The 22791-nt window shown below is 58.0% G+C and carries 17 protein-coding genes and 1 tRNA gene; 11 read left to right on the forward strand and 7 right to left on the reverse strand.

Annotated elements, in window-relative coordinates:
- Window positions 1–98: 98 nt before the first annotated feature.
- From ctpA to HNI00_RS09075, 4 genes are all read left to right on the forward strand, one after another.
- On the forward strand, window positions 99–1382 hold the full coding sequence (gene ctpA / locus HNI00_RS09060) for a carboxyl-terminal processing protease CtpA (protein WP_316792636.1): 1284 nt from the start codon (window positions 99–101) through the stop codon (window positions 1380–1382).
- A 146-nt stretch (window positions 1383–1528) separates the two neighbouring features.
- Window positions 1529–2767 carry an HD domain-containing protein gene (locus tag HNI00_RS09065; RefSeq protein WP_316792639.1) on the forward strand — a complete coding sequence of 413 codons (1239 nt, stop codon included), beginning with the start codon at window positions 1529–1531 and terminating at the stop codon, window positions 2765–2767.
- Window positions 2768–2951: 184 nt separating this feature from the next.
- On the forward strand, window positions 2952–3734 hold the full coding sequence (locus HNI00_RS09070) for an ABC transporter permease (protein ID WP_316792641.1): 783 nt from the start codon (window positions 2952–2954) through the stop codon (window positions 3732–3734).
- A gap of 4 nt (window positions 3735–3738) precedes the next feature.
- Complete coding sequence (locus HNI00_RS09075) at window positions 3739–4710, forward strand: ABC transporter ATP-binding protein (protein ID WP_316792643.1); 972 nt, start codon at window positions 3739–3741, stop codon at window positions 4708–4710.
- 119 nt (window positions 4711–4829) lie between these two features.
- Here the strand turns inward: HNI00_RS09075 and HNI00_RS09080 are convergent, their stop codons facing one another.
- Window positions 4830–6680, reverse strand: coding sequence for an AAA family ATPase (locus tag HNI00_RS09080; RefSeq protein ID WP_316792645.1), 1851 nt, complete (start codon window positions 6678–6680; stop codon window positions 4830–4832).
- Window positions 6681–7056: 376 nt separating this feature from the next.
- On the opposite strand from HNI00_RS09080, the gene HNI00_RS09085 reads away from it, so the two are divergent.
- Window positions 7057–8973: an ArsA family ATPase gene (locus tag HNI00_RS09085; RefSeq protein ID WP_316792647.1), complete on the forward strand. Its 1917-nt coding sequence runs from the start codon at window positions 7057–7059 to the stop codon at window positions 8971–8973.
- 324 nt (window positions 8974–9297) lie between these two features.
- Here the strand turns inward: HNI00_RS09085 and HNI00_RS09090 are convergent, their stop codons facing one another.
- On the reverse strand, window positions 9298–10074 hold the full coding sequence (locus tag HNI00_RS09090; RefSeq protein WP_316792649.1) for a CPBP family intramembrane glutamic endopeptidase: 777 nt from the start codon (window positions 10072–10074) through the stop codon (window positions 9298–9300).
- Window positions 10075–10104: 30 nt separating this feature from the next.
- The gene (locus HNI00_RS09095; RefSeq protein WP_316792650.1) at window positions 10105–11337 is read right to left on the reverse strand and encodes a methionine gamma-lyase family protein; all 1233 of its coding nucleotides are present in this window, start codon (window positions 11335–11337) and stop codon (window positions 10105–10107) included.
- A 210-nt stretch (window positions 11338–11547) separates the two neighbouring features.
- On the opposite strand from HNI00_RS09095, the gene dtd reads away from it, so the two are divergent.
- Window positions 11548–11985, forward strand: a complete 438-nt coding sequence (gene dtd / locus HNI00_RS09100) for a D-aminoacyl-tRNA deacylase (protein ID WP_316792652.1) — start codon at window positions 11548–11550, stop codon at window positions 11983–11985.
- A 370-nt stretch (window positions 11986–12355) separates the two neighbouring features.
- The gene (locus HNI00_RS09105) at window positions 12356–13528 is read left to right on the forward strand and encodes a hybrid sensor histidine kinase/response regulator (protein WP_316793414.1); all 1173 of its coding nucleotides are present in this window, start codon (window positions 12356–12358) and stop codon (window positions 13526–13528) included.
- A gap of 143 nt (window positions 13529–13671) precedes the next feature.
- Here HNI00_RS09105 and HNI00_RS09110 read toward each other — a convergent pair whose 3' ends face one another.
- The 4 genes from HNI00_RS09110 to HNI00_RS09125 form a co-directional block, all read right to left on the reverse strand.
- Window positions 13672–14856, reverse strand: coding sequence for a DNA double-strand break repair nuclease NurA (locus tag HNI00_RS09110; protein WP_316792655.1), 1185 nt, complete (start codon window positions 14854–14856; stop codon window positions 13672–13674).
- Window positions 14857–14969: 113 nt separating this feature from the next.
- Window positions 14970–15560: a peroxiredoxin gene (locus HNI00_RS09115; protein ID WP_316792657.1), complete on the reverse strand. Its 591-nt coding sequence runs from the start codon at window positions 15558–15560 to the stop codon at window positions 14970–14972.
- Window positions 15561–16045: 485 nt separating this feature from the next.
- Window positions 16046–16118: transfer RNA gene (locus HNI00_RS09120), tRNA-Glu, on the reverse strand.
- Between the two features lie 327 nt (window positions 16119–16445).
- A complete protein-coding gene (locus HNI00_RS09125) occupies window positions 16446–16724 on the reverse strand; it encodes an Npun_R1517 family heterocyst differentiation transcriptional regulator (RefSeq protein WP_068511929.1) in 279 nt (92 codons plus the stop codon).
- Between the two features lie 1465 nt (window positions 16725–18189).
- Here HNI00_RS09125 and mnmG point away from each other — a divergent pair.
- From mnmG to HNI00_RS09145, 4 genes are all read left to right on the forward strand, one after another.
- Window positions 18190–20103, forward strand: a complete 1914-nt coding sequence (gene mnmG / locus HNI00_RS09130) for a tRNA uridine-5-carboxymethylaminomethyl(34) synthesis enzyme MnmG (RefSeq protein ID WP_316792659.1) — start codon at window positions 18190–18192, stop codon at window positions 20101–20103.
- Window positions 20104–20219: 116 nt separating this feature from the next.
- Window positions 20220–20813, forward strand: a complete 594-nt coding sequence (locus HNI00_RS09135) for a MiaE family protein (protein ID WP_316792662.1) — start codon at window positions 20220–20222, stop codon at window positions 20811–20813.
- Window positions 20814–20828: 15 nt separating this feature from the next.
- Complete coding sequence (locus HNI00_RS09140) at window positions 20829–21356, forward strand: GNAT family N-acetyltransferase (RefSeq protein WP_316792663.1); 528 nt, start codon at window positions 20829–20831, stop codon at window positions 21354–21356.
- 143 nt (window positions 21357–21499) lie between these two features.
- Entirely contained in the window at window positions 21500–22729 is a 1230-nt protein-coding gene (locus tag HNI00_RS09145) for a glycosyltransferase (protein WP_316792665.1), read from the forward strand.
- Window positions 22730–22791: the final 62 nt, after the last annotated feature.

Genomic DNA, 22791 nt, shown 5'->3' on the forward strand with positions numbered 1-22791 from the left:
ACTCGAAGGGAGCAGGCTTGGGGCGATCGCCGCCGATCCTTTCAGAACAGGTACGCCTGGGATAGCCGCCGTCTGAGTAGAACGTTAAGATATGTTTTATGAAGCAACATCGATTAAAGCGCCTGGGGTTAGAGCGCCAGGGATTAAAGCGACTACTTGGGTTTGCGCTGGTTTGGCTCTTCACGGGGTTGATGGCGTTGCAGGTGAATACTCCGCCTGCTTATGCCTTTACCGAAGAGCAAAAGCTGCTGAATGAAGTGTGGCGGATTGTCGATCGGGCCTATGTGGACAGCACCTTTAATAACCAGAACTGGTGGCTGGTGCGCCAGAAGGTGCTGAAGCAGGCTCCCACCAACCGCGAGGATACCTATGCCGCGATTCAGCAAATGCTGGCAGGGCTGGACGACCCCTACACGCGCCTGCTGAAGCCGGATCAGTATCGCAGTCTGCAAACCAATACGTCTGGCGAACTGAGCGGTGTGGGGCTGCAAATTGCCCAAGATCCGGATACGGGCGATCTGCGCGTGATTACGCCGATTGAGGGTTCCCCCGCAGACCGGGCTGGCCTACAGCCGCGCGATCGCATCTTGAAGATCGATGGCGAGGTGACTGCGAACCTAACCTTGGACGAAGCCGCCGAGCGGATGCGTGGCCCAGCGGGAAGCCGTGTGGTGCTGACGATTGGGCGCGATGAAAGCCCGAAAAGCTGGGAGGTAGAACTGGTGCGCGATCGCATCACCATCAACCCGGTCTACGCCGAACTGCGGCCCCAGCCCGACGGAACCCAGGTGGGCTACATTCGCCTCACCCAGTTCAGCGCCAATGCCGCAGAAGAGGTGGCCCACGCGATCGCCCGTCTAGAAAAACAGGATGCCAACGCCTACATTTTGGACTTGCGGAACAATCCCGGCGGCTTGCTGCAAGCAGGCATCGACATTGCGCGGCTGTGGCTGCGGGACGGCACGATTGTCTACACGGTCAACCGCGACGGCATTCAGGATAGCTTTGAGGCCCTGTCGGAGCCGCTGACGGATGACCCGCTGATCGTGCTGGTAAACCAGGGCACGGCCAGCGCCAGCGAGATTCTGGCGGGCGCACTGCAAGACAACGGACGCGCCCAATTGATTGGCGAAAAGACCTTTGGCAAAGGGCTGATTCAATCCCTGTTTGGGCTGTCGGACGGGTCGGGGCTGGCGGTGACCATCGCCCGCTACGAAACGCCCAGCCACCGAGACATTAACCGCCTTGGCATCGAACCCGATCGCTCGGTTTCGCTCAACATTACTAGCCGCGAACAGGTCGCTACGGAAGCCGATGAGCAATATCAGGCGGCAATTGAGGCGCTGACGCAGCAGATGGTTGTTGCTGGGGCAGCGGGGTAAGTGGGGATGGCATATCAGGCCGCCTGTTGGGAAGAATGAGGGTGAGTGATTCGACAGGGCATCTTCTTCTTGGGTTCTGACTGCTCAAGTCCTAACTGCTCAAGTCCTGACTGCTGCCCCGCCCCTTAACCCCCCAACCCTAATAAATGCCCGGACGCACCTATCACGACCCGCTGCATGGGGCGATCGCCCTCGATCGCGCTGATCCGACTGAGGCATTGCTGATTGACCTGATTGACACGCCTGCATTTCAGCGGCTGCGGCGGATTCGCCAACTGGGCCCCGCCAGCCTGACGTTTCACGGAGCCGAGTCGTCGCGGTTTACCCATTCGCTGGGCGTGATGGCGATCGCCCGTCGTGCCTTTGACCGTCTGGCCACCCGTCATACAGAACTCCAGCCCTACCGCGCAGCCGTTCTCTGTGCGGCGCTGCTGCATGACATCGGGCATGGCCCCTTTAGCCACACCTGCGAGGAGATTTTTGGCAGCCACCACGAACACTGGACGCGGCGGATCTTGGACGAGTCGGAACCCATGCGATCGCGCCTGGATGCCTACGATCCGGCATTATTGCCCCAACTCTCGCAGATTTACCAGAAGACCCATCCGCTGCCCGTGGTGTGGCAACTGGTGACGAGCCAACTGGACTGCGATCGCTTGGATTACCTGATGCGCGACAGCTACTTCACCGGCGCATCCTACGGGCGGCTCGATCTGGATCGAATTCTGATGGCGATGGGCTATGACCCGACGACACAGCAGTTGGTCGTAGCGAAAAAAGGCATGGCGGCGATTGAGCATTACCTCATCGTCCGCTACTTTATGTACGCCCAGATTTATAACCATCCCAAAAATATCGCGGCGACGTGGGGGTTGCAGCAGGCGTTTCGGCGGGCGCGGGAACTGCTGGCGCTGGGCAAGCTATCCGCCGACGACACGGTGACGGCGTGGCTGCAAGGCGACTGCAACACGTTGCCCCTGGCGCAATATCTCCAAGCAGACGACGGCGTGTTTATCTACCATCTGCAACGCTGGCAGCAGCACGACGACCCAGTGCTGGCGGATCTCTGCCGCCGATTTGTGGATCGAGATTTATTCAAAGCAACTGATATTAGCCCGCTTTCCCCAGAGTCCTACCCAGAGGTTCTAGAGCAGGTGAGGCGATCGCTCTCCCATCGGGGCCTCATTGCTGACTATTACTGCGGCATTCGGGTGGCGCTGAGCCGGGGCTATACGCTCTATCAGCGGGGCATCAAGCTGCAAACCGAAAACGGACTGCAAGAGCTAAGCGAACTCTCCCCGCTGGTGAAAACGCTGACCCAGCCACTCCAGCGGAGCTGGCTGATTCATCCACGAGAGATTGATCTATCCGCTTGGTGGCAATGATTGTACTGGCTTAAATCACTTGTTGACTGTAAAAAGGCGATCGCGCGTGGGCATTCCCTCGTGCCAGTTTTTTCCCTGCCACCTGTTTTATAAACTCTTGTGAACTTTAAGGGTATGATTGGCGGGATCACTGGCACGAAGGTTGCACCGGGAGGCGAGGACCCTGTTAGGAGTCAAGTTTGGCATGAAGGTGCGCGGCTATGGGCGAGAAACGCTGGCAGTGGCGCAGCGAATTTTGCGGGAACTGGTGCGTCGGGGGCGATCGCTCCTGTTTTGGACGCTGTTTCCGGTCACGATTTTGTTGCTCAACGGCTACCTGCTGACCGAATCTGGCAATCTCTCCGAAGCAGAAGCATTTGAGCGCTGTGTGCCTGCGTCGCTGGTGGGCGCGGCCCTGTTCTTTAGCTGTTTGGGCGGCAGCGTGTCCACGGTGGTCGCAGAGCGCGAGCAGCAGACCCTCAAGCGGCTGTTTATCTCGCCCCTCAGCGGCACATCCTATTTTCTCGGCATTTTCCTGGCGCACACCTACATTGGGCTAGGGCAAGCGCTGCTAATCTATGCCACCGCCAGCATCATGGGCGCAACGTTTGAGGGTTCGCCGCCGCTGAAACTGCTGGTGATTTTGCTTAGCATTGCCAGCTACGTCGGCGTGGGCTTTATTCTGGGGACGCAGTTTGCCCGCCGCACGGAAGACGTGAATGCGCTGGTGGCGACCTTTGGCGTGCCGCTGCTGATTTTAGGCGGCGCGTTTGTGCCGACACAGTTTTTTCCCGATGCGCTGCTGAATCTGGCAGAGTTCAACCCGGTGTTTCACATGATCGAGGCGCTGGCCGGCGTGTCCGTGGCAGACGGAACCCCGGCTGAAGTGGGGTTACATCTGCGTTTTCTGGCTGGCTTTGCGATCGCGGTGGTTGCCGGGGGCTGGCTGGCCTATCGCCGCATGGTGCGGGTAGAGAGGAGGCTGTAGCACAGTGCTGCATCTAGAAACGCTGACCAAAACCTACGGCGATCGCCCCGTTTTGCAAGATCTGACGCTGGATGTTCGTCCCGGCGAGGTGTATGGCCTGCTGGGGCCCAACGGTGCGGGCAAAACCACCACCATCAACCTGATTTGCAACCTGCTGCAACCCGACAGCGGCCGCATTACGATCGACGGCATTCCTGTCTCGGATGCCACCAAGCGGCTGATCGGCATCGTGCCTCAGGAAAACCTGCTGTATCGATCGCTCACCTGTGCCGAAAATCTAGACTTTTTTGCACGAATTTATGCCGTCCCCAGGGAAAAGCGGGATCTCCGCATTGCCACCTGTCTGGCAGCAGTAAACCTGCTCGACCGCGCCAACTCGCCTGTGGAAACCCTCAGCGGCGGGATGCAGCGGCGGCTGAGTCTGGCGATCGCCCTGGTGCATCAGCCCAGACTCGTGATTTTGGATGAACCCACCACCGGCCTCGACATCGAAGCCCGCTATGAACTGTGGGAACTCATCCGTCGTCTGCGCGACCAGGGCATTACCACCCTGCTGACCACCCACCTGCTGGAGGAAGCCGAACGCCTCTGCCACCGCATTGGCATTCTCAAAGGCGGCCGCCTGTTGGCAGAGGGAACCCTGGCAGAACTGCGGCGCTACGTACCAGCCCAGGAGGTGGTGCTAGTGCAAACAACAGAGGAAGAGAGGGCGATCGCCCGCGCCCAGCAACTCGGCTTTCCCTGTCGCCGCTACGGCAACGACCTCACCTTCTGGCTGCCCACCTACCTAGACATGCAGGACATCATCGCCTGCTTTGAAGGCATTTCCCTCGATTCGGTCTGTCGGCAACCCGTGGGGCTATCGCACATCTACATGGAAGTCACCCAGCTTGGCACCGCGCCCGTGAGTTTAGCAGCGGGCGATTCCCAAAAGGATCGCTTCGCGAATCGCCTGCCAGCGGACTTGTCGCGCTGAGCCAGGGAAGAGGGAAGGGGGAAGAGAGAAGAACGAAGAGGGAAGAGAGAAGAACGAAGAGGGAAGAACGAAAAAGTTTATTTTTCATTTTTCGTTCTTCGTTCTTCGTTTTTCCATTTTCACCTTGCCGCCTGCTTCTGGCTAGCAATCAGCGCGTGGGCGATCGCAAAGTCTTCCTGCGTAATGTGTAGCCCACTCGGATCAGGGTTTCCGGCTGCTCGGTGGCGGCGAATGGCTTGTAGGGCGGCCTGGTTGCTCAGCAGCGCCAGGTCTGCGCCGTTCCAGCCGTCGGTTTGAGCAGCCCAGTGGGATAGCTCGACCTGGGCCAGGGGGCGATCGCCGTTATGTACCGTCAGAATTTCTAGGCGGCTGGCGGCATCTGGCAGGTCAATCTTGAGCTGGAGATCCAGCCGTCCAGACCGCATCAGCGCTGGGTCGAGGGCTTCGGGTCGATTCGTCGCTGCCACCAGCAGGACGTTGGTGCAGCCCTGCAAGCCATCGAGTTCGGTCAACAGTTGCCCCACAACGCGATCGCCCACGCCCGAATCGCCCTGAAAACTGCCCCGCACCGGAGCCAGCGTGTCGATCTCGTCGATAAACACCACGCAGGGAGCCGCCTGCCGCGCCTTGGCAAACAGTTCCCGGACGGCTTGCTCGGCCGCGCCGACCCATTTGCTCAGGAGTTCGGGCCCGTTCACCGCAATGAAATTGGCCCGGGCCTGGGTGGCGATCGCCTTTGCCAGCAGGGTTTTCCCCGTCCCCGGCGGGCCCCACAGCAGGATGCCCCTCGGAGCCGTCGCCCCCGTGCGCCGATACAGATCGGGATAGAGCAGTGCGCCCTCGACCGATTCTTGCAGGGTTTGCTTGACGCTCTCTAGCCCGCCGATGTCGTCCCAGCACACGTCCGGCGACTCCACCTCCACAGACCGCAGCACCGAGGGACGAATCTCCTGGGCCGCCTGCAAAAAGTCTGCCTGGGTAATGTGCAAGTCGGCAGGAACCGGGGCGCTGAGGCTGGGTACTTGCCGCCGCAGGGCCAAATAGGCGGCCTTCTGGCACAGCGCCTTCAGGTCTGCCCCCACCATGCCCACCGAAAGATCGGCGATCGCCCCCAAGTCCACGTTTTGCAAGGGCATGGCGCGAGTCTGGATCTGCAAAATCTCCAGCCGTCCATCGCGGTCGGGCACGCGAAACTGCACTTCTCGGTCAAACCGGCCGGGTCGCCGCAGGGCCGGGTCGAGATGGTCGGGTCGATTCGTCGCCGCCAGCACGATGACTCCCTGCGACTTGGCAAAGCCGTCCATCAGGCTCAACAACTGCGCCACCAGCCGCTTTTCCACCTCGCCTTCCACTTTGGCCCGGTCGGGCGCGAGGCTGTCGATTTCGTCGATAAACACAATGCAGGGCGCGGACTTTGCTGCCTTCTCAAATACGCCCCGCAGCCGCGCCTCTGCTTCGCCGTAGTATTTCCCGATCACCTCCGGTCCGACTAGGGCGATATAGCTTACCCCCAGTTCCTCCGCCAGCGCCCGCGCCGTCAGGGTTTTGCCTGTGCCCGGTGGCCCCACCAGCAGCACGCCCCGCGTCGGCTCCAGTCCTAGCTTTTGCAGCAGATCAGGGCGCTTTAGCGGCAGTTCCACATGCTCGCGCAGTTCTCGCAGCACCTCGCCCAGCCCGCCCAAGTCTTGCAGCGATGCGGTTGGCGCTGCTCCCGGTGCTTCCACGGGCGGCGTGTCGGGGGCAGCATCGGATGCAGCATTGGGTGCGGCATTAGGGCGGACACGGCTGGTTCCAACTCCCGCTCCCCCGGTCGGACTGCCCGTGCGGGGAATGTTGCCCTGGCGCGGAATATTCCCCAGCGGACGGCTATGGATCTGCACGTCGGTCTTGAGTTCGCCGCTGGCGGCTTTTTCTTCGAGGGCTTTGGCCAGTTCCAGCAGTTGCTCAAATCCCTTAAACAGGTCGCTCATGGTTGCGATCGCCCCAATTTGGCGAATGGGTCACGTTTCTTCATTTAGTCATCCCAGCGGGTGGGGAACCCTAACGAGAGGAGCGCAAGTGTAATACAGCGTTACCTTGATCCCCCCTAGCCCCCCTTAACAAGGGGGGAATCGAGCCGCTCCGGAGGTCCCCCTTATTAAGAGGGATTGGGGGGGGATCGGTTCCGATACAAGGCAGCCTGAGATCCCTCCTTAGCCCCCCTTAACAAGGGGGGAACCGAGCCGCTCCGGAAGGACCCCTCTTAACAAGGGGGGAATCGAGCCGCTCTGGAAGTCCCCCTTATTAAGGGGGATTGAGGGGGATCGAGCCTTTCAAACCTAACCCCTGACCCCTAATCCCTGAGATATGTATCCATTTGATTCTGTACATCTACTGATGGTCAGCGGCAAAGGTGGTGTCGGCAAAACGACCCTCTCCTGTGCGATCGCCCGCCGCTGGGGGCACGAATTTCCCCAGGAGCGGGTGCTGCTGATATCGACCGACCCGGCCCATTCCCTGGGGGATGTGCTGCTGACGGAGGTGACAGACGAAGCGCGATCGCTCGCTGATTTGCCAAACGTGCAGACCCGCGCCCTGGATGCGGCGGCCCTGCTGACCGAGTTCAAAGCCCGCTATGGGTCGGTGCTGGAGCTATTGGTGGAACGCGGCAGCTTTGTCGAAGGCGCAGACCTCAGCCCCGTGTGGGATCTGGGCTTTCCGGGGCTGGACGAACTCATGAGCTTGCTGGAGATTCAGCGCATCCTGGAAGATGGCGAGAGCGACCGAATTGTTGTGGACATGGCCCCCAGCGGGCACACGCTGAATCTGTTTGGGCTGATGGACTTTTTGGATCAGTTCCTGGCCGCCCTCAGCCTGTTTCAGGAAAAGCACCGGGTGATGCAGCAGACCTTCGCCGGGACGCACGCCGCCGACGCAGCCGATGAGTTTTTGGCAGAAATGCAAACGCGCCTGGCCCACGGTCGCGCCCTGCTGCAAGATGCCACCCGCACTGCCTGCCTTGCTGTCGCCATCCCGGAACCGATGAGCTACCAGGAAACCCGACGGTTTCTGGAGTCCCTCGACACGCTCCACATTCCCATTGGCGGCATTGTGGTCAATCGCGTTTTGTCCGACAGCCAGCCCAGCGAGGGCGATTCGCGCAGCGATCCCTATGGGAATCGCCTCTGCGAACAGGCCGACCTCCTGGAAAAGTTCGCTGCCCTCTGCCCCGACCCTCCGCTGCTCATCCTGCCCCAGCAGCCCACCGAACCCGTCGGCCTCGCTGCCCTCGACAGGCTCCTGCCCCAACTCCTGCCCCACACCCTCGCGCCGCTGCCCCCGGTTTCTCCGCCCGTCGCGCCATCGACGCTTCACCCAATTCCGCCTTCGCTTCCCGATTTTTTAGACCTCCACCGTCGTCTTCTGATCATCGGCGGCAAGGGTGGCGTTGGGAAAACGACCCTCTCAGGGGCGATCGCCCAAGGCATGGCCCAGCGCCATCCCCAGCAGCGAGTGCGGGTCATTTCCATCGACCCGGCCCATTCCTTGGGCGATGCCTTTGGAACCGTGCTGGGTCACGATCCCACACCCCTGTTGCCCAACCTCAGCGCCCAGGAAATCGACGCAGATACCCTGCTGCATCAGTTCCGCGAAGATTACCTGTGGGAATTGGCGGAGATGATGAGCGGCGACACGGGCGACGACGCACTGCAAATCGCCTACGGGCCGCAGGCGTGGCGGCAGATTGTATCCCAGGCGCTCCCCGGCATTGACGAAATGCTGGCGCTGATCGCCGTGATTGACCTGCTAGAGGACGGCAGCCAGGATTTGGTGATTTTGGACACGGCCCCGACCGGGCATCTGCTGCGCTTTTTGGAAATGCCGACGGCGCTGAATGACTGGCTTGGCTGGATTTTTAAGCTCTGGCTGAAATATCAGGATGTGGTGGGGCGGGTGGATTTGATGAGCCGCCTGCGGACGCTGCGGCAGCGCGTGGTGAAGGCGCAAAAGCTGCTGAAAGATCCCAGCTTTACGGAATTTATCGGCGTGGCGCAAAATCAGTCGGCGATCCTGGCAGAAGCGGCCCGCCTGACGGATTCGCTTATGGCGCTGGGCATTCAGCAGACTTACCTGGTGCATAACCGCTACGTGCCTGGTCAGGAGATTCCTGCGGCGCAGTTTCCGGGGCAAACCATTGTGCGGCTGGCCAGTTTACCCAGGGGAATTCCGCCGCAGGAGCTAATTCAGCTTGCTGCCACGCTCCTCTTCGAGCCGCTGCCATAAGTTAATTTGGGTTTCATTAATTTGGGTTAATTGGGGCACTAATATACTTCACGCAGCAATTTCAGCCCTCACCGGATATCGTGTCCCCACTGGCTATCTGGGCCAAGGCTTGGGGCACTAATATACTTCACGCAGCAATTTCAGCCCTCACCCTTTTCTGGTATGCCGAAGGCTTTAAGCCCTCTCCCAGAGCGGGAGAGGGACTTTAAGCCTATGTCTGGCTCCCCTTCTCCCCGCTTGGGAGAAGGGGTTGGGGGATGAGGGCAGTAAGTTTGCTGTTTCAAGTATGTTAGTGCCTTAACTTGGGTTATTTGGGGACTGTGGCTAGCTCCCCCCGACCCCCCGCAGCGCCAAGTCTGCACAAAAATGGGCCAGCATTGCCGCCTCCAGCCCAAGCTTCCAGTAAAGCGCCCCAAAGACGAGTCCCAGCAGCCCGTTTAGCAGCAGCGATCGCCCAATCACCACCCCCGTCAGCGGCCAGACTGCGGCGGCAGCGGGCAAATGCCCCAGCCCAAACAGCAGCGACGAGAGGGCGATCGCCATCCCAAATATCCAGGTTGGCGGCGACCCAGGACGTGCTGCCAGTCGCCACAGCACCCAGGCAATCAGGGTCATCAGCCCCAGCCGCAGCCACAGTTCTTCGGTGATTCCGCCGTAAATGCTGGCCAGTAGCCCTTTCCACAAATCCACTTGGGGTCGGGTGGCGGCGGAACCCGTGAGTGGGGCTGGCATCCACGGCTGAAACAGGATATCCAGCCCCAGAATCGTCAGCCCGTCCAAACAGCCGAGCAGGGCAATGCTGAGCCAGCGACGACGGGGCACGAGGGGCAGAGGGGTGCCCGTCAGCCAGGCCCGCACCAGCGGCGAATCGAGGCCCAGCGATCGCCCCAGCCGCAGCCCCAGCCAGCCCAGCGGCCACAGCACCAGTCCGGTTTGGATGGCCTGCCCCACGGCGACGGCCGACAGCGGCACCGCTAGATCCGCAGGCGGAGGGGCGATCGCTATTAGGTAGGGAAACACAGCCAGCGCCCCCAACGCGCCCAGGATGGCCCAAAATAGGGCAATTTTTACGTTTGGCTTGGTCTTCCAGGTTCTTTGCATATAAACTGCGTAAGTCCTGTAGGTTTTGGGTCAGGTTTTTGGGCCAACGGCTGCAATGGCAGTTTCGAGAGCGATCGCCACATGGGTCCAGTGGGTTCCCCCCTGACAAAACACCGTGTACGGCTCCCGCAGCGGCCCATCGGCAGAAAATTCCGACGTGCTGCCGTCGATAAACGTGCCGCCTGCCATCACCAGTTCGCTCTCATAACCGGGCATTGCCGCAGGCACGGGACTGAGGTACGACCCAATGGGGGAATATTCCTGGATCGCCTTGCAAAAGGCAATGACCTTTTCGGGTGAGCCGAGGCGAATCGCCTGGATCACATCGCGGCGGGGCGCATTGGGCAGCGGATTCACTGGATAGCCCAACTGGTGAAACACATAGCTCGTCAGGTGGTTGCCCTTCATTGCCTCGCCCACCATCTGCGGTGCTAGGAATAGCCCCTGAAACAGCAGCCGATTTTGGTCAAAGGTGGCACCGCCCTCACTGCCGATGCCGGGGGACGTGAGCCGACAGCAGGCTTTTTCTACCAAATCCGCCCGGCCGGCCACGTAGCCGCCTGCGGTGACGATCGTGCCGCCCGGATTTTTGATCAGCGACCCGGCGATCAGGTCTGCCCCGACAGTAGGCGGTTCGCAGTCTGCCACAAACTCGCCGTAGCAGTTGTCCACAAAGCAGACGGTGTCAGGATTTTGCTGCTTTACCAGGTGGATAATTTTGGCAATGTCGTCGATGGACAGGCTTTGCCGCCAGGAATAGCCGCAGGAGCGCTGAATCAGCACCAGTTTGGTTTCCGGGCGAATTGCAGTGGCCAAATCTGTCCAGGCGATCGCCCCTTCTGGGGTTAATTCCAACTGTCGATAGGACACGCCAAAGTCCTTCAGCGACCCCTGCCCCTCGCCCCGCAGTCCAATAACTTCCTCCAGCGTGTCGTAGGGTGCGCCCGCCACCGCCAGCAGTTCGTCCCCCGGCCGCAGCACCCCAAACAGCGCAGAGGCGATCGCGTGTGTCCCCGACACAAACTGCACCCGCACCGCCGCCGCCTCTGCCCCCATCACCTGGGCAAACACCCGATCCAGCACCTGCCGTCCCAAATCGCCATGCCCATAGCCGCTGACGCTGGCAAAGTGATGAACCCCTACGCCGTGATGTCGAAAGGCCTCCAGCACCCGCCGCAGGTTCGCTTTTACCTGGGCATCGATGCGGGCAAAGGTAGGCTGGAGGGCATATTCTGCTTGGACGATTAGACTGGCACTGAGCATGATTGAGAGAGCGTTGTGCGAACAGAGGAAAAATTACACGAATCTCCTATGATGCCACGCAAAATCAGGGTTCTGCATAGAAGCAGCGGTCTTCAAGCAAGGTTCAAGCAAGGTTTAAGCAAGGTTCAAGTAAGGTTCAAGTAAGGTTCAAACAGGGTTCGGACAGTATTCCAGCAGAGAGCCGTTCTGGAACAGCAAGGAGTCGGGAAAATGCGGGTCGTGTTGCAGCGGGTGTCGTCATCACAGGTCACGGTAGCGGGCGAAGTTGTAGGGCAGATTGGGCGCGGGCTGAATCTGCTGGTCGGCATCGCCAGTACAGACACCGAAGCGGAACTGGATTGGATGACGCGCAAGTGTTTGGAATTGCGGGTATTTTCCAATGGTGACGGCAAATTTGACCAGTCGGTGCTGGATGTTGGTGGAGACCTGCTAGTGATTAGCCAGTTCACCTTGTATGGCGACTGTCGCAAGGGGCGGCGACCATCGTTTGATCAGGCTGCCGCTCCTCCGCTGGCAGAGGCACTGTATCACCAGTTTGTCGAAAAGCTGCGCCAGAGCGGGCTGCGCGTGGAGACGGGGCGCTTTGGCGCGATGATGCAGGTGTCGATTGAGAACGATGGCCCGGTCACGTTGATTCTGGAAAAATGAAGGCTGAGCGAGCCTTGGAAAACCCAGCCGCCATTTTTGATCGGGACGCAACCTAGGCACAATCTGGGCGCAGCTAGGGTTCTTCACAACCGACACTCTGAATTCCGCATTTCGCCCCAAAAAACACCCTGTTAGGTGAGGGCTTTCCGAAATACCGAACAGTATTATGAAGCCAACCGTAAAGCGCTGAGTCGTGAGTCTGTCCGGCGGAGGCGCTTTCTTCGGGAATTAAGCGATCGCCCCTAAAGGCATCCAACCTAAAGGCATCCAAAGTGCAATTAGTGCAATCAGTGCAATTAGTGCGATTAAAGCAGTTCAATCAGAAGCGAAATTTCTAACAACTGGCATGAGTTGGAGCAAGCGTTTGACAATGGAACCTGGCATCGTCTTACTAATTCAGCATGACCCAGAAACGTCGGCCAAAGCGTCGGATGCATTGAATGGAACAGGGTTCAAATTGTCGGTTTGTGAAGCGGGCGAAGGGACGACTCCCGAAGGGATTGCTTCGCGAATCGCCCAGGCTGCTCAAATCCAGCCCGCGCTGATTCTCCTGGATGCCGAATCTGAGGCGATCGCCCTGGAAACCTGCCGTCAGCTTCAGTCCAATCCAAACACGAGCAGCATTCCCGTTCTGCTGCTGCTGCCGCCGACCAGCAATCCCGACCAGCTTTATCCTGGCGTGTCCGATGTCCTGGTGAAGCCGCTGTTCACCCAAATGTTGCAGTCTAGAATTCGCATTCTGATGTCGCTCCAGACCTTGCAGCAGCAGGTGCAGAGCCAAAACCAGCGCCTCCAGCAAGAAGCCCTCAGCCGCCAGTGCGCGGTTCAGACGTTGCGGGATGTGATGCATGCGATCGCCCATGATCTGCGAAATCCTGTCCTGGGAATGCAGATGGTGTTTGGAAATTTGCTCAAGGGCACGACTCGTCCCCTGAATTCAGGTGCAGACCTGGTTTCGGTTTCTCGCTCGGAGCTAGAGCGCATGGCTCAGGGAGTCGATTGCTATCTCGGCCTGATCAACGCGATGCTGAGCGCCCACGCCGAACCGGATGCATATCTGGCAATTCAGCCCCAGCCCTTGCGTCTTGATGAGCTGGTGCAAGAGGTGATCAAGGATTTGGAGCCACTGCTCAAAAAGTCGCGGGCCACGGTCTTTTGCAATATTGATCCGGAGTTGCCTCCCGTCAAGGGCGATCCCAAGCGACTGTGGGACGTGTTAGAAAACCTTCTGGTCAACGCCCTGAAGCACAATCCGCCGGGGATTCAATTGACAGTGGAACTGCGTCAGGAAAACGATTCGGTTTGCTTTAGCGTGCAGGACAACGGCATCGGGATTCCCCAGGAGCAATGCCAGCGGCTGTTTGGGCTACATCAACGTGGTCCAAATGCTCGGCAGGGCTTGGGGCTGGGTTTATACCTTTGCCAGCGAATCATCCAGGCCCACGGCAGCGAAATTTTAGTAGACAGTCGCCCCAAGGCAGGCGCAAAGTTTTGGTTCCTGCTGCCCTTAGCAAAAGAAGCGAAACTGGCGGCGATCGCCTGATTAGCCCTTGTGACGGCTCCGATACTCCGGCAATCTGGCTCAACTCTAATTAATCCGCATTAGGCAATTTGCATTAGGCAATCTGTATTAGGCAATCTGCATCAGGCAATCTGCATTAGGCAATCTGCATCAGGCAATCTGCATTAGGCAATGCTGCCTCGCTTCCGAGCCTCCTTATAAGAAGTTCCGATATTTTTCAGCCCAGCGCGGATCATTTCCCGCTCAAGCAGCGCAAAAAAACGAGCGCGATCGCCCCCGCGCACCACGGCCTGGTTGTGGGCTTCGGCCAGCGCCACTGGATAGCCATAGCCCTTTTCGACCTGAGCCAGCGTCAGGCTGAGGGCGCTGTTGAGCAATGCCTTGTCCTCTGCTACCCACTGCGGCAGGTCGATGCGGGCGATCTCTGCGCCCACGTTGACATAGCAAAAGTAAACATGGTGCGGGCCGTATAGCTCCAAAATGCGGGAGGAACTGCGCCACAGCGGGCTGCGCTCTCCAGGTTGCAGCAGCAGATTCCATAGCGCCGTATCGCGTAGTGGCGCAAACACCTGGCAGGGCGCATCTTCGGTCTTTCCAGGACAATGGGTGAGACAGTCGGGTTGGGGATGAGGACAAGCGTGGAGCCGCAGGAAATTCAGCGCTTCACCACTGCGGGCAGCGCTGAGGTAGCCCACCAGGGGAATGCGGGCGGCTCGTAGCCGATCCCAGGCTTCCAGGATAGGCGGCAGCAGGCGATCGCGGGCCTCCGTCGGCAGCGGCTCCAAAAACCAGTGAATCAGCGACCCGTCTACCATTGCCAGTGCGGGCATCTCTGGAGCCTCAGCCTTCTCTCCTTCGCCCAGTTCTGCCAGCACCATCGCCTCCGACACCGTGCGCCGCAGCCCCATCCATTCCTCGGTGCGGATGCCCCACTGGCGGGATACATACAGGTCTTCGGGTCGGTAAAATATCTCCGGCTGGCTGTCCAGCAAGGGATAGCGGTTCTGCCCATAGTGCAGCACCACGCGCCCGACGTTGATCAAATAGCAATAGGCAATCTCATGGTGGCTGGGGGCAATTTGGGAGCCATCGGTGGCCAAAACGGTATGCAGCCGGGGGGCCGGGTCAATGGGAAGGCGCGCACTTAGCGGCTCTACCGGACGAGCCGCAGAAAACCCCAGGCGATCGCCCCATTCTTGCTGCCAGGCTACTAGGTCTGCCTGTCGCCCCTGCACCTCCCGCAACAGCGCCTCTGCCCGCTCTAGCCTCTGTCGGGCGGCGATCGACTCCGCAGTGAGATGCTGGCTAATCCCCTGCATCTGGCGGGCAAGCTTGGTCAAGTCGAGCATACAAGGCAGCAGTGAGGTTCCCAATCAGCCCTTAGTCTGCTCCAAATCCTAGCTCAGGTTCGCACAACAATACAAGCGTTCTTATTGAAAATCTTTGAATCCAGTTTTCAACATTACCCGGCTGCTTTTTGCAGTTCGTCCAGTCGCGCCAGCACCTCGCGACTATGAACGGCAGGATTGACACCCAAAAATCGCTCCCGCAAAATGCCGTTTGGGTCAATCAGATAGGTATGCCGCAGGGACATCGTGCCCAACCATGAGCCGTAGGCTTTGCTGACTGCACCCGTGGTATCAGCCAACAGGGGAAACTTCAGCCCTTCAGAGTCGCAAAATTCCCGGTGAGAATCCACGTCGTCTACGCTGATGCCCAAAATCTGGGTGTTGCGGGCCTGATATTGCGGCAAGTCCCGCTGAAATCGCTGTGCCTCTAGCGTGCAGCCGGAGGTAAAGTCCTTGGGGTAGAAATACACCACGACCCACTGGCCGCGATAGTCTGCCAGAGAAACTGTACCGTCGCCGACGTTGGTGGGCAGAGAAAATTCTGGGGCGGGCTGGTCGAGTGGGGGCTGGGGGCCGCCCAGCGCCAGGGCAGTAGGGGAAGGCGGCACAACCCAAAGCCACAAGCCCAGCAGCAGGCAGGCAGCAAGCCGGACGAGCGATCGCCCCTGCGGTAAAAATTTCCAAAGCGCTCCAAAGACAGCCATGACGCTCACCTGAGTAACGGCAAAGAGGGGAGGGGGGAGTAAACCTAGGCATTGTTTTAAAACTTTCTAGGTCGCTGATTACCCTGAGTCGATCCCCCTGAATCCCCCTTAAAAAGGGGGACTTCCGGAGCGGTTTGTCCCAGTTTCCCCTTTGTTAAGGGGGGCTAGGGGGGATCAAAGGGCTTTAAAACACGACCTAGCGACTGTGAGTTTCGTAGCTCACTTTTCTTAGCATACCGTTACATTTCCCTGACCGGCAGAAGGTCGGGCAAAAAACCGCAAAACGCCCGACCTGCGCAATTCTAGATAAGCTTGCTGCTTTGCTTATCGTGCGGCTGAGGTTGCTCAGGTTGTAGCGAAAATTTGCAAATCGTCTGTTCTCAATCTAAGTCAATCTAGCTGAGTCATTCTAGTCTCAGAACTGTAAAACCTCCCTGAAGCTCACTCCAGAGAGGCTTTAACTCGTTTATGAACCGTTATCGGGATACCCCCAGGGGAATTCGAATCCCCGTCGCCTCCGTGAAAGGGAGGTGTCCTAGGCCTCTAGACGATGGGGGCGTGTCCCAGACCTAAACTAGACTAGCGAATAGAAGTTGCGAATGTCAACACCTTTTTCATAAATCTGGCATTGAAATCTGGCATTGATGTGCAATCCGGTTAAGCTGGAAGCTCACTTGCAGCCAGTGGTATAGCTGGGCAGGCACAACTGGACGGGAGGCAAATCGGCAACAGGCGGGACGCTAGGCGATGGGAGGCTGGAGGGCGATCGCCACACTCTCGAACACCGCAGTTCCCCGAGGCTCCTCTAGAGGCTCCTCTGGAAGCTCACAGTCGCTGAAGCGTCAAAATCTCAGAGTTCTGTCCGCACGAGCCAGCTCCGCTTGGCTAGCTTGCGTCGCTGGAATTTCTCAGCCGAATCAACTGGCGGCGCATTTGCGGCGAAGCGTTTACTTCGGGAACCTCTTGAGCCGACACTTCTACCTCGATGGGTTCTAGGTATTCATCCGCACCACAGGCGAAGGCATCCAGCAAGGTGTCGAGCAAGTGTTCTCGGTTGCCCAAGGCTCCTTTCTCCTCGATTAGGCGAAACTTGAGGTGAACCTCGCAGTCATAAACACCCACATCGGGATTAACGGGCTGGTATCGAACAGAATTGGGTTCCATGTTTGAAAATCGCACTCCTGCGCCGAACAAAGGACCAGTAGAAACTTAGTAAACGCCAACGAAGACCCGGAGCGTAAACAGACCAAATTAAGTACGTCAAAAAGTACGTCAAACACTTTGGTAAAGCTGTCAGCCATTGATTAGAGGGAGTTGCTGACTCGATGCGGATTTAAGTAGCGACTCAATCACTTCAGTCCAACGGCCTATCTCCAGGATTCCCAAATTGTGGATTGAACTTGCGAACAAACAACTCAAAGTGAGTCAACAAAGTTGGTTGCTGGATAAGCTAAAGTTGCCAACTGAGTCGAAATCTGAGAGTCCCCTGGAATTGCCCTGCGGTCTTCTATTTGCCACCATCAAACGCTATCAAAGCCCCGGATTCCTTGAAATCAAGTGCCTAGATGGCTCGTAATTTGAACATAGCATTCTTCTTTGGAGGACTGGAGTTAGTTTCTATGAAGTGTATGTGAGGACTTATTCTCGTCTTTATATGTCCTTCAAACGAACTTTTTTGACTTTCAATACGCAGTTGTGAAAGACACTTTTAAATCTGAAATGATACGGAATCTCCCGATTCGAGGGCGTGCTGTTTTTCTGTAGAGTTGCCCCAGGAATTTACGGAGTGAGCAACTCACAAACTACACGGAGATTAGCAGACAATATCCTTCGATTGTCAGGTAAAAAAATACGCTGAGGGCGATCGCCCGTCCGCACTATCAAGGGTTTCGGCGCTTCAAGCAGTTTGAATTGACTGTGAATTATGCAGAATGGCTTTCCGTACTCCCGCATCATTAGAGACATATATGCTTATACCCATGCTTGTACGGAGTATCGATCCGAACTTCGGATTTTTCGCTGTCAACGCTCTGAGCGGTAATTCATAACTGTACAAATAACGCACCAATCTTGTTCTACGCACTTACGTATAGAAGTTGGTGTCTCTGAGTGAACTTGAAACGGGGCATCTGATTTTGTCCTCATTACAACCGCGCAATTCTCTACGCAAAACGTCTGATTTCGTTTGGGGGTTCTACCGTTGGATTCTTCAGCACGCCGGAATTGCCACATGATTGCCCAGAAAAGGAAGGAATTAGCGAGTTTTCAGCAGAATTGAAAGCGAAATTAGAATGTATGAATTGTGCAACTGATTGCATTAAGAAATCCACTCCGTAAAGGTTTTTGCTGGGTTTGTACGGGCATTTTTTAATTGCTGGTGATATTTATCACAAATCGAAGTGGGCTATTGTCTGAACGCAGGAGAGTGAACAGGGCGATCGCCCAACTCATGCCCGACCGGGTTAAACTCCTGCACACGCTGGAGAATCGCTGTAGGATCAAGAGTGGAGCAACGCTTGGTTTGGAACATTACGTTTGAAGCTTTCTACTGCCCGTTCGCCATTCCATCCCCTGCGCTGCAAATTCTTGTCGTGCAACCTCCGCTTGACGTAATCTGTTCAATCTTGCCGTGGATCTTCAGAGCTTGGTCGATTTTCAAGATGCGTTTGATGTCGTGGTCGTGGGTGCGGGCCACGCTGGCTGCGAGGCGGCGCTGGCGGCGGCCCGGCTTGGCTGTCGGACGCTGCTGCTAACGCTGAACCTGGACAAAATTGGCTGGCAACCCTGCAACCCAGCCGTGGGCGGCCCGGCCAAGTCGCAACTGACCCATGAAGTCGATGCCCTTGGCGGTGAGATTGGCAAAATGGCCGACCGCACCTATTTGCAAAAGCGCGTGCTAAACGTATCGCGGGGGCCGGCAGTGTGGGCGCTGCGAGCGCAGACCGATAAGCGGGAATATGCGTCCGTTATGCGCGGCATTGTGGAAAATCAGGAAAACCTGACCCTGCGCGAGGGCATGGCGACTGACCTGATCCTGGGCAAAAACGAGGAAGTCGTCGGCGTGCAGACCTACTTTGGCGTTGCGTTTGCCTGCAAAGCGGTGGTGCTGACGACGGGCACGTTTCTGGGCGGCATCATCTGGGTGGGCAACAAGTCCATGCCGGCCGGCCGGGCAGGCGAGTTTGCCGCCACAGGGCTGACCGACACGCTGAATCGCCTTGGCTTTGAAACCGGGCGGCTAAAAACCGGGACTCCGGCGCGGGTGGATCGGCGCTCGGTGGATTATTCTCGACTGGAGCCGCAGCCCGGTGATGAAGATGTGCGCTGGTTCAGCTTCGACCCGGAGGTATGGGTTGAGCGGGAGCAACTGTGCTGCTACCTGACGCGCACCACCGCAGAAACCCATCGGCTGATCCGAGAAAATCTGCACCTGTCCCCGGTGTACGGCGGCTGGGTGGATGCCAAGGGGCCGCGCTATTGCCCTAGCATTGAAGACAAAATCGTGCGCTTTGCCGACAAAGAGTCGCACCAGATTTTCATTGAACCCGAAGGGCGAGATATTCCTGAACTCTATATCCAGGGTTTTTCTACCGGGCTGCCAGAGGCGCTGCAAATCCAAATGCTGCGATCGCTCCCCGGTTTGGAAAACTGCGCCATGCTGCGTCCCGCCTATGCGGTGGAATACGACTATCTGCCTGCGACCCAGTGCTATCCCACGCTGATGACCAAAAAAGTCGAGGGGCTGTTTTGTGCGGGTCAGGTGAACGGCACGACCGGGTATGAGGAAGCCGCGGCCCAGGGGCTTGTGGCAGGCATTAACGCGGCCCGCTTTTGTCGCAGCGAAGCCATGCTGATCTTCCCGCGTGAGCAGAGCTACCTTGGCACGCTGATCGACGACCTGTGTACCAAAGATCTGCGGGAGCCGTATCGAATGCTGACCTCGCGCTCGGAGTATCGGCTGTTGCTGCGATCGGACAATGCCGACCAGCGCCTCACCCCTCTGGGGCGGGAAATTGGGCTGATCGACGATCGCCGCTGGGACTTGTTCACCCGCAAGCAGGCGCAAATCACTGCCGAGAAAGAGCGGCTGCACACTACCCGCATCAAGGAACACGACGATCTGGGCAAGCAAATCTATGCCGATACGCAGCAAGCCATTAAAGGCTCCATCACGCTGGCGGATCTATTGCGCCGACCCGGTTTCCACTATGGGGATTTGGAGCGCTACGGCTTGGGCAATCCCGACCTCAGTCGTGCCGAAAGGGAAGGCGCGGAGATTGACATTAAGTATTCTGGCTATTTGCAGCGGCAGCAAAACCAGATTGACCAGATTGCTCGGCAGGCAAACCGCCCCCTGCCGCCCGATTTGGACTATCACAGCATCGATACGCTTTCCAAAGAATCTCGCGAAAAGCTGTCGCAGGTGCGCCCGCTGACGATTGGGCAGGCGGCGCGGATTGGCGGCGTGAATCCGGCTGATGTGAACGCGCTGCTGCTGTATCTGGAACTGCGATCGCGCCGAGTGGAGGCGGTGGGGGGATGAGGAAAGAGGGAAGAGGGAAGAACGAAGAGGGCTTGACCCTGGCTTGCTGCCTTCTCCTCATTGGGTCATTCCAACACCCTGTCACGCAGTGTTCTTGTTAATGTGTCACGGAATCTATGCAGGCTGTTAAGACCATCAAGTTTCTCAAGGAGCCGACTTCGGCCGCGTGGGTTGAGCAGGCGATCGCCCATCTCGACACCATCCTGCTCGATCATTCCCACTGCGAGCGCAAGGCGGCGGGTGTGGCGCTGAACCTGATGTTTCGCTATCCCTCTAGCGCCAAACTGGTGCGGAGCCTGACGGCGATCGCCCAGGAAGAGTTGGAGCATTTCGAGCTGGTGAACCAGTGGCTCGATCGGCGCGGCGTGGCCCTGGCTCCGCTGTCGGCTCCCCCCTACGGTGCGGGCCTGTCCAGCCAGATTCGCCGCCAAGAGCCACACCGAATGCTGGATTCGCTGCTGGTGTCGGCGCTGATCGAGGCTCGCAGCCACGAGCGGCTGGGGCTATTGGCCCAACACTGCTCCGATGCAGAACTGGCGCAGTTTTATCGCGGGCTGATGGCTTCGGAGGCGCGGCACTATGGCGCGTATTGGACGCTGGCGGCGACCTATTTTGACCCAGACACCGTGAACCAGCGGCTGGCAGAATTGGCAGAGGTCGAAAGTGCGCTGCTGGCAACGCTGCACCCAGAGCCGCGCATCCACAGCTAGGGGAGTGCTGGAAAAATGGAGCGGGGGAGTGATGGGGAGCGGCTGGAGACGGCGCGGCTGTGGCTGGAACCGGTGTCGCGGGATGACCGTTTGGCGGTGTTTCAGGAATTTACTGAGGCGATCGCCACCTTTATGTATCCCAAGCCGCCCCAAGAGATCCGCGAAACCGACGAATTCCTTAGCCATGCCCTGCGGCAAAACGCCAGCGGTACAGATCTGCACCTGACCATTCGACGACGCGAAACGGCGGAATTTTTGGGGCTGTGCGGCATCACCCAAATCCAAACCCCCACGCCAGAGTTGGGCATCTGGCTGAAGGAGGCGGCCCACGGCCAGGGCTATGGGAAAGAGGCGATCGCCCGCCTCAAAGCCTGGGCAGATGAGCATCTGGACTACGAATGCCTGCGCTATCCCGTCGATCGGCGCAACCTCGCCAGCCGCAAGCTTGCCGAATACCTGGGCGGCCGCATTGTGGGCGAGTATACGCAGATGAACCTGAGCGGGCGAATGCTGGAAGTGTTGGAATATCGGATCTACCCCTGAGTAGGACGTGGTTTCGCAAGTGCGTAAGTCCTGTGACTATGGCTATAAGAGGTGGGGCTATAAGAGGTGGGATAGATATGCCAAAATTGCAGTGATTCATTCAGGAATCTGATCTCTGCCTCCAGCCCCAGAAGCACCCAAAAATGCGCGTTCTCTTCCTGCACAACAACTTTCCGGCGCAATACTTGCACCTGTCGCAACTGCTGGCCGCCGACCCTAATAACACGGTCGTCTTTGGCACCAAGCACACCGAAAACGTGCAGCTTGCCGGAGTACACAAGGTCAACTTTGCACCCTCGCGAGAACCAACGCCCAATATCCATCACTACGTCCGCAATTACGAAAGCGCCGTGTTGCACGGACAGGCAGTGTATCGATTGGCAGAGCAGCTAAAAGCCTCAGGCTTCGTGCCGGATGTGGTCAGCGCCCATTCGGGCTGGGGCGTGGGCATGTTTGTTAAAGATGCGTTTCCCGAGGCGGGCTATCTGGCCTATTGTGAATGGTTTGGGCAGGCGCATGGCAGCGATGCCGACTTTGACCCCGCCTTTCCCATGACCCCAGATGATGTGCTGCGGATTCGCGCGGGCAATGCGCCGATGCTGGTGGATCTCTATAGCTGCGATCGCGGCTTGGCTCCAACGTTTTGGCAGCGCGACCAGTTTCCGCCAGAGTTTCACTCCAAAATTTCTGTCCTCCACGATGGCGTAGATACAGACTACTTCTTCCCCGACCCAGCGCAGAAAATGCTGCTCGTCAATGAACGAGGCGAGACGGTTCTAGATCTGTCCGAAGAGGAAGAAATTATCACCTACGTCTCTCGTGGCATGGATGCTTACCGGGGGTTTCCGCAGTTTATCCAGGCCCTGGGGCTGGTGCTGGAACGTCGTCCAAAGGCCCATGTGGTGATCGTCGCCGCCGATCGCATTGCCTACGGCCCTGCCGCCCCCGAAGGCAACAGTTTTAAGGACTACATGCTAAAACAGGTGCCCCTGGATCTATCGCGGGTGCATTTTGTCGGTAACTTACCTTATGGGCTGTATAAACTCGTGCTGCGAGCATCATCGGTGCATGTGTATCTGACTCGACCCTTTGTGCTGTCATGGTCCTTTATGGAAGCAATGGCATCGGGCTGCTTGATCGTCGCCTCCGACACGCCGCCCGTCCGCGAAATGATGCAAGACGGGGTGAATGGGCTACTGGTCGATTTCTTTGCGATAGAACAAATTGGCGATCGCATTTGTGATGCACTCGAACACAGAAAAGACATGCAGCACATCCGAGACGCTGCACGTCAAACGATCGTCGAACGCTATTCTCAAAGTATTCTGTTGCCCAAACATGTGGAATTATTGCAAGAACTGGCCGCAACCTGAAACAGGCAAAGGGATGAGGGCAAGCACAGGTCTGAAGTACAACAAGAAGTACAACAAACAGT

The organism is Thermoleptolyngbya oregonensis NK1-22 (genome assembly GCF_032705245.1).
Classification (GTDB): domain Bacteria; phylum Cyanobacteriota; class Cyanobacteriia; order Elainellales; family Elainellaceae; genus Thermoleptolyngbya; species Thermoleptolyngbya sichuanensis.

Bases quoted from the DNA above. Each gene is read 5' to 3' on its own strand.
- HNI00_RS09095 (WP_316792650.1), bottom strand. From the start codon at position 11,337: ATGCTCAGTGCCAGTCTAATCGTCCAAGCAGAATATGCCCTCCAGCCT.
- HNI00_RS09065 (WP_316792639.1), top strand. From the start codon at position 1,529: ATGCCCGGACGCACCTATCACGACCCGCTGCATGGGGCGATCGCCCTC.
- HNI00_RS09115 (WP_316792657.1), bottom strand. From the start codon at position 15,560: ATGGCTGTCTTTGGAGCGCTTTGGAAATTTTTACCGCAGGGGCGATCG.
- HNI00_RS09140 (WP_316792663.1), top strand. From the start codon at position 20,829: ATGGAGCGGGGGAGTGATGGGGAGCGGCTGGAGACGGCGCGGCTGTGG.
- HNI00_RS09090 (WP_316792649.1), bottom strand. From the start codon at position 10,074: ATGCAAAGAACCTGGAAGACCAAGCCAAACGTAAAAATTGCCCTATTT.
- HNI00_RS09135 (WP_316792662.1), top strand. From the start codon at position 20,220: ATGCAGGCTGTTAAGACCATCAAGTTTCTCAAGGAGCCGACTTCGGCC.
- dtd (WP_316792652.1), top strand. From the start codon at position 11,548: ATGCGGGTCGTGTTGCAGCGGGTGTCGTCATCACAGGTCACGGTAGCG.
- HNI00_RS09080 (WP_316792645.1), bottom strand. From the start codon at position 6,680: ATGAGCGACCTGTTTAAGGGATTTGAGCAACTGCTGGAACTGGCCAAA.
- HNI00_RS09110 (WP_316792655.1), bottom strand. From the start codon at position 14,856: ATGCTCGACTTGACCAAGCTTGCCCGCCAGATGCAGGGGATTAGCCAG.
- HNI00_RS09125 (WP_068511929.1), bottom strand. From the start codon at position 16,724: ATGGAACCCAATTCTGTTCGATACCAGCCCGTTAATCCCGATGTGGGT.
- ctpA (WP_316792636.1), top strand. From the start codon at position 99: ATGAAGCAACATCGATTAAAGCGCCTGGGGTTAGAGCGCCAGGGATTA.
- HNI00_RS09070 (WP_316792641.1), top strand. From the start codon at position 2,952: ATGAAGGTGCGCGGCTATGGGCGAGAAACGCTGGCAGTGGCGCAGCGA.
- HNI00_RS09145 (WP_316792665.1), top strand. From the start codon at position 21,500: ATGCGCGTTCTCTTCCTGCACAACAACTTTCCGGCGCAATACTTGCAC.
- HNI00_RS09085 (WP_316792647.1), top strand. From the start codon at position 7,057: ATGTATCCATTTGATTCTGTACATCTACTGATGGTCAGCGGCAAAGGT.
- HNI00_RS09105 (WP_316793414.1), top strand. From the start codon at position 12,356: ATGGAACCTGGCATCGTCTTACTAATTCAGCATGACCCAGAAACGTCG.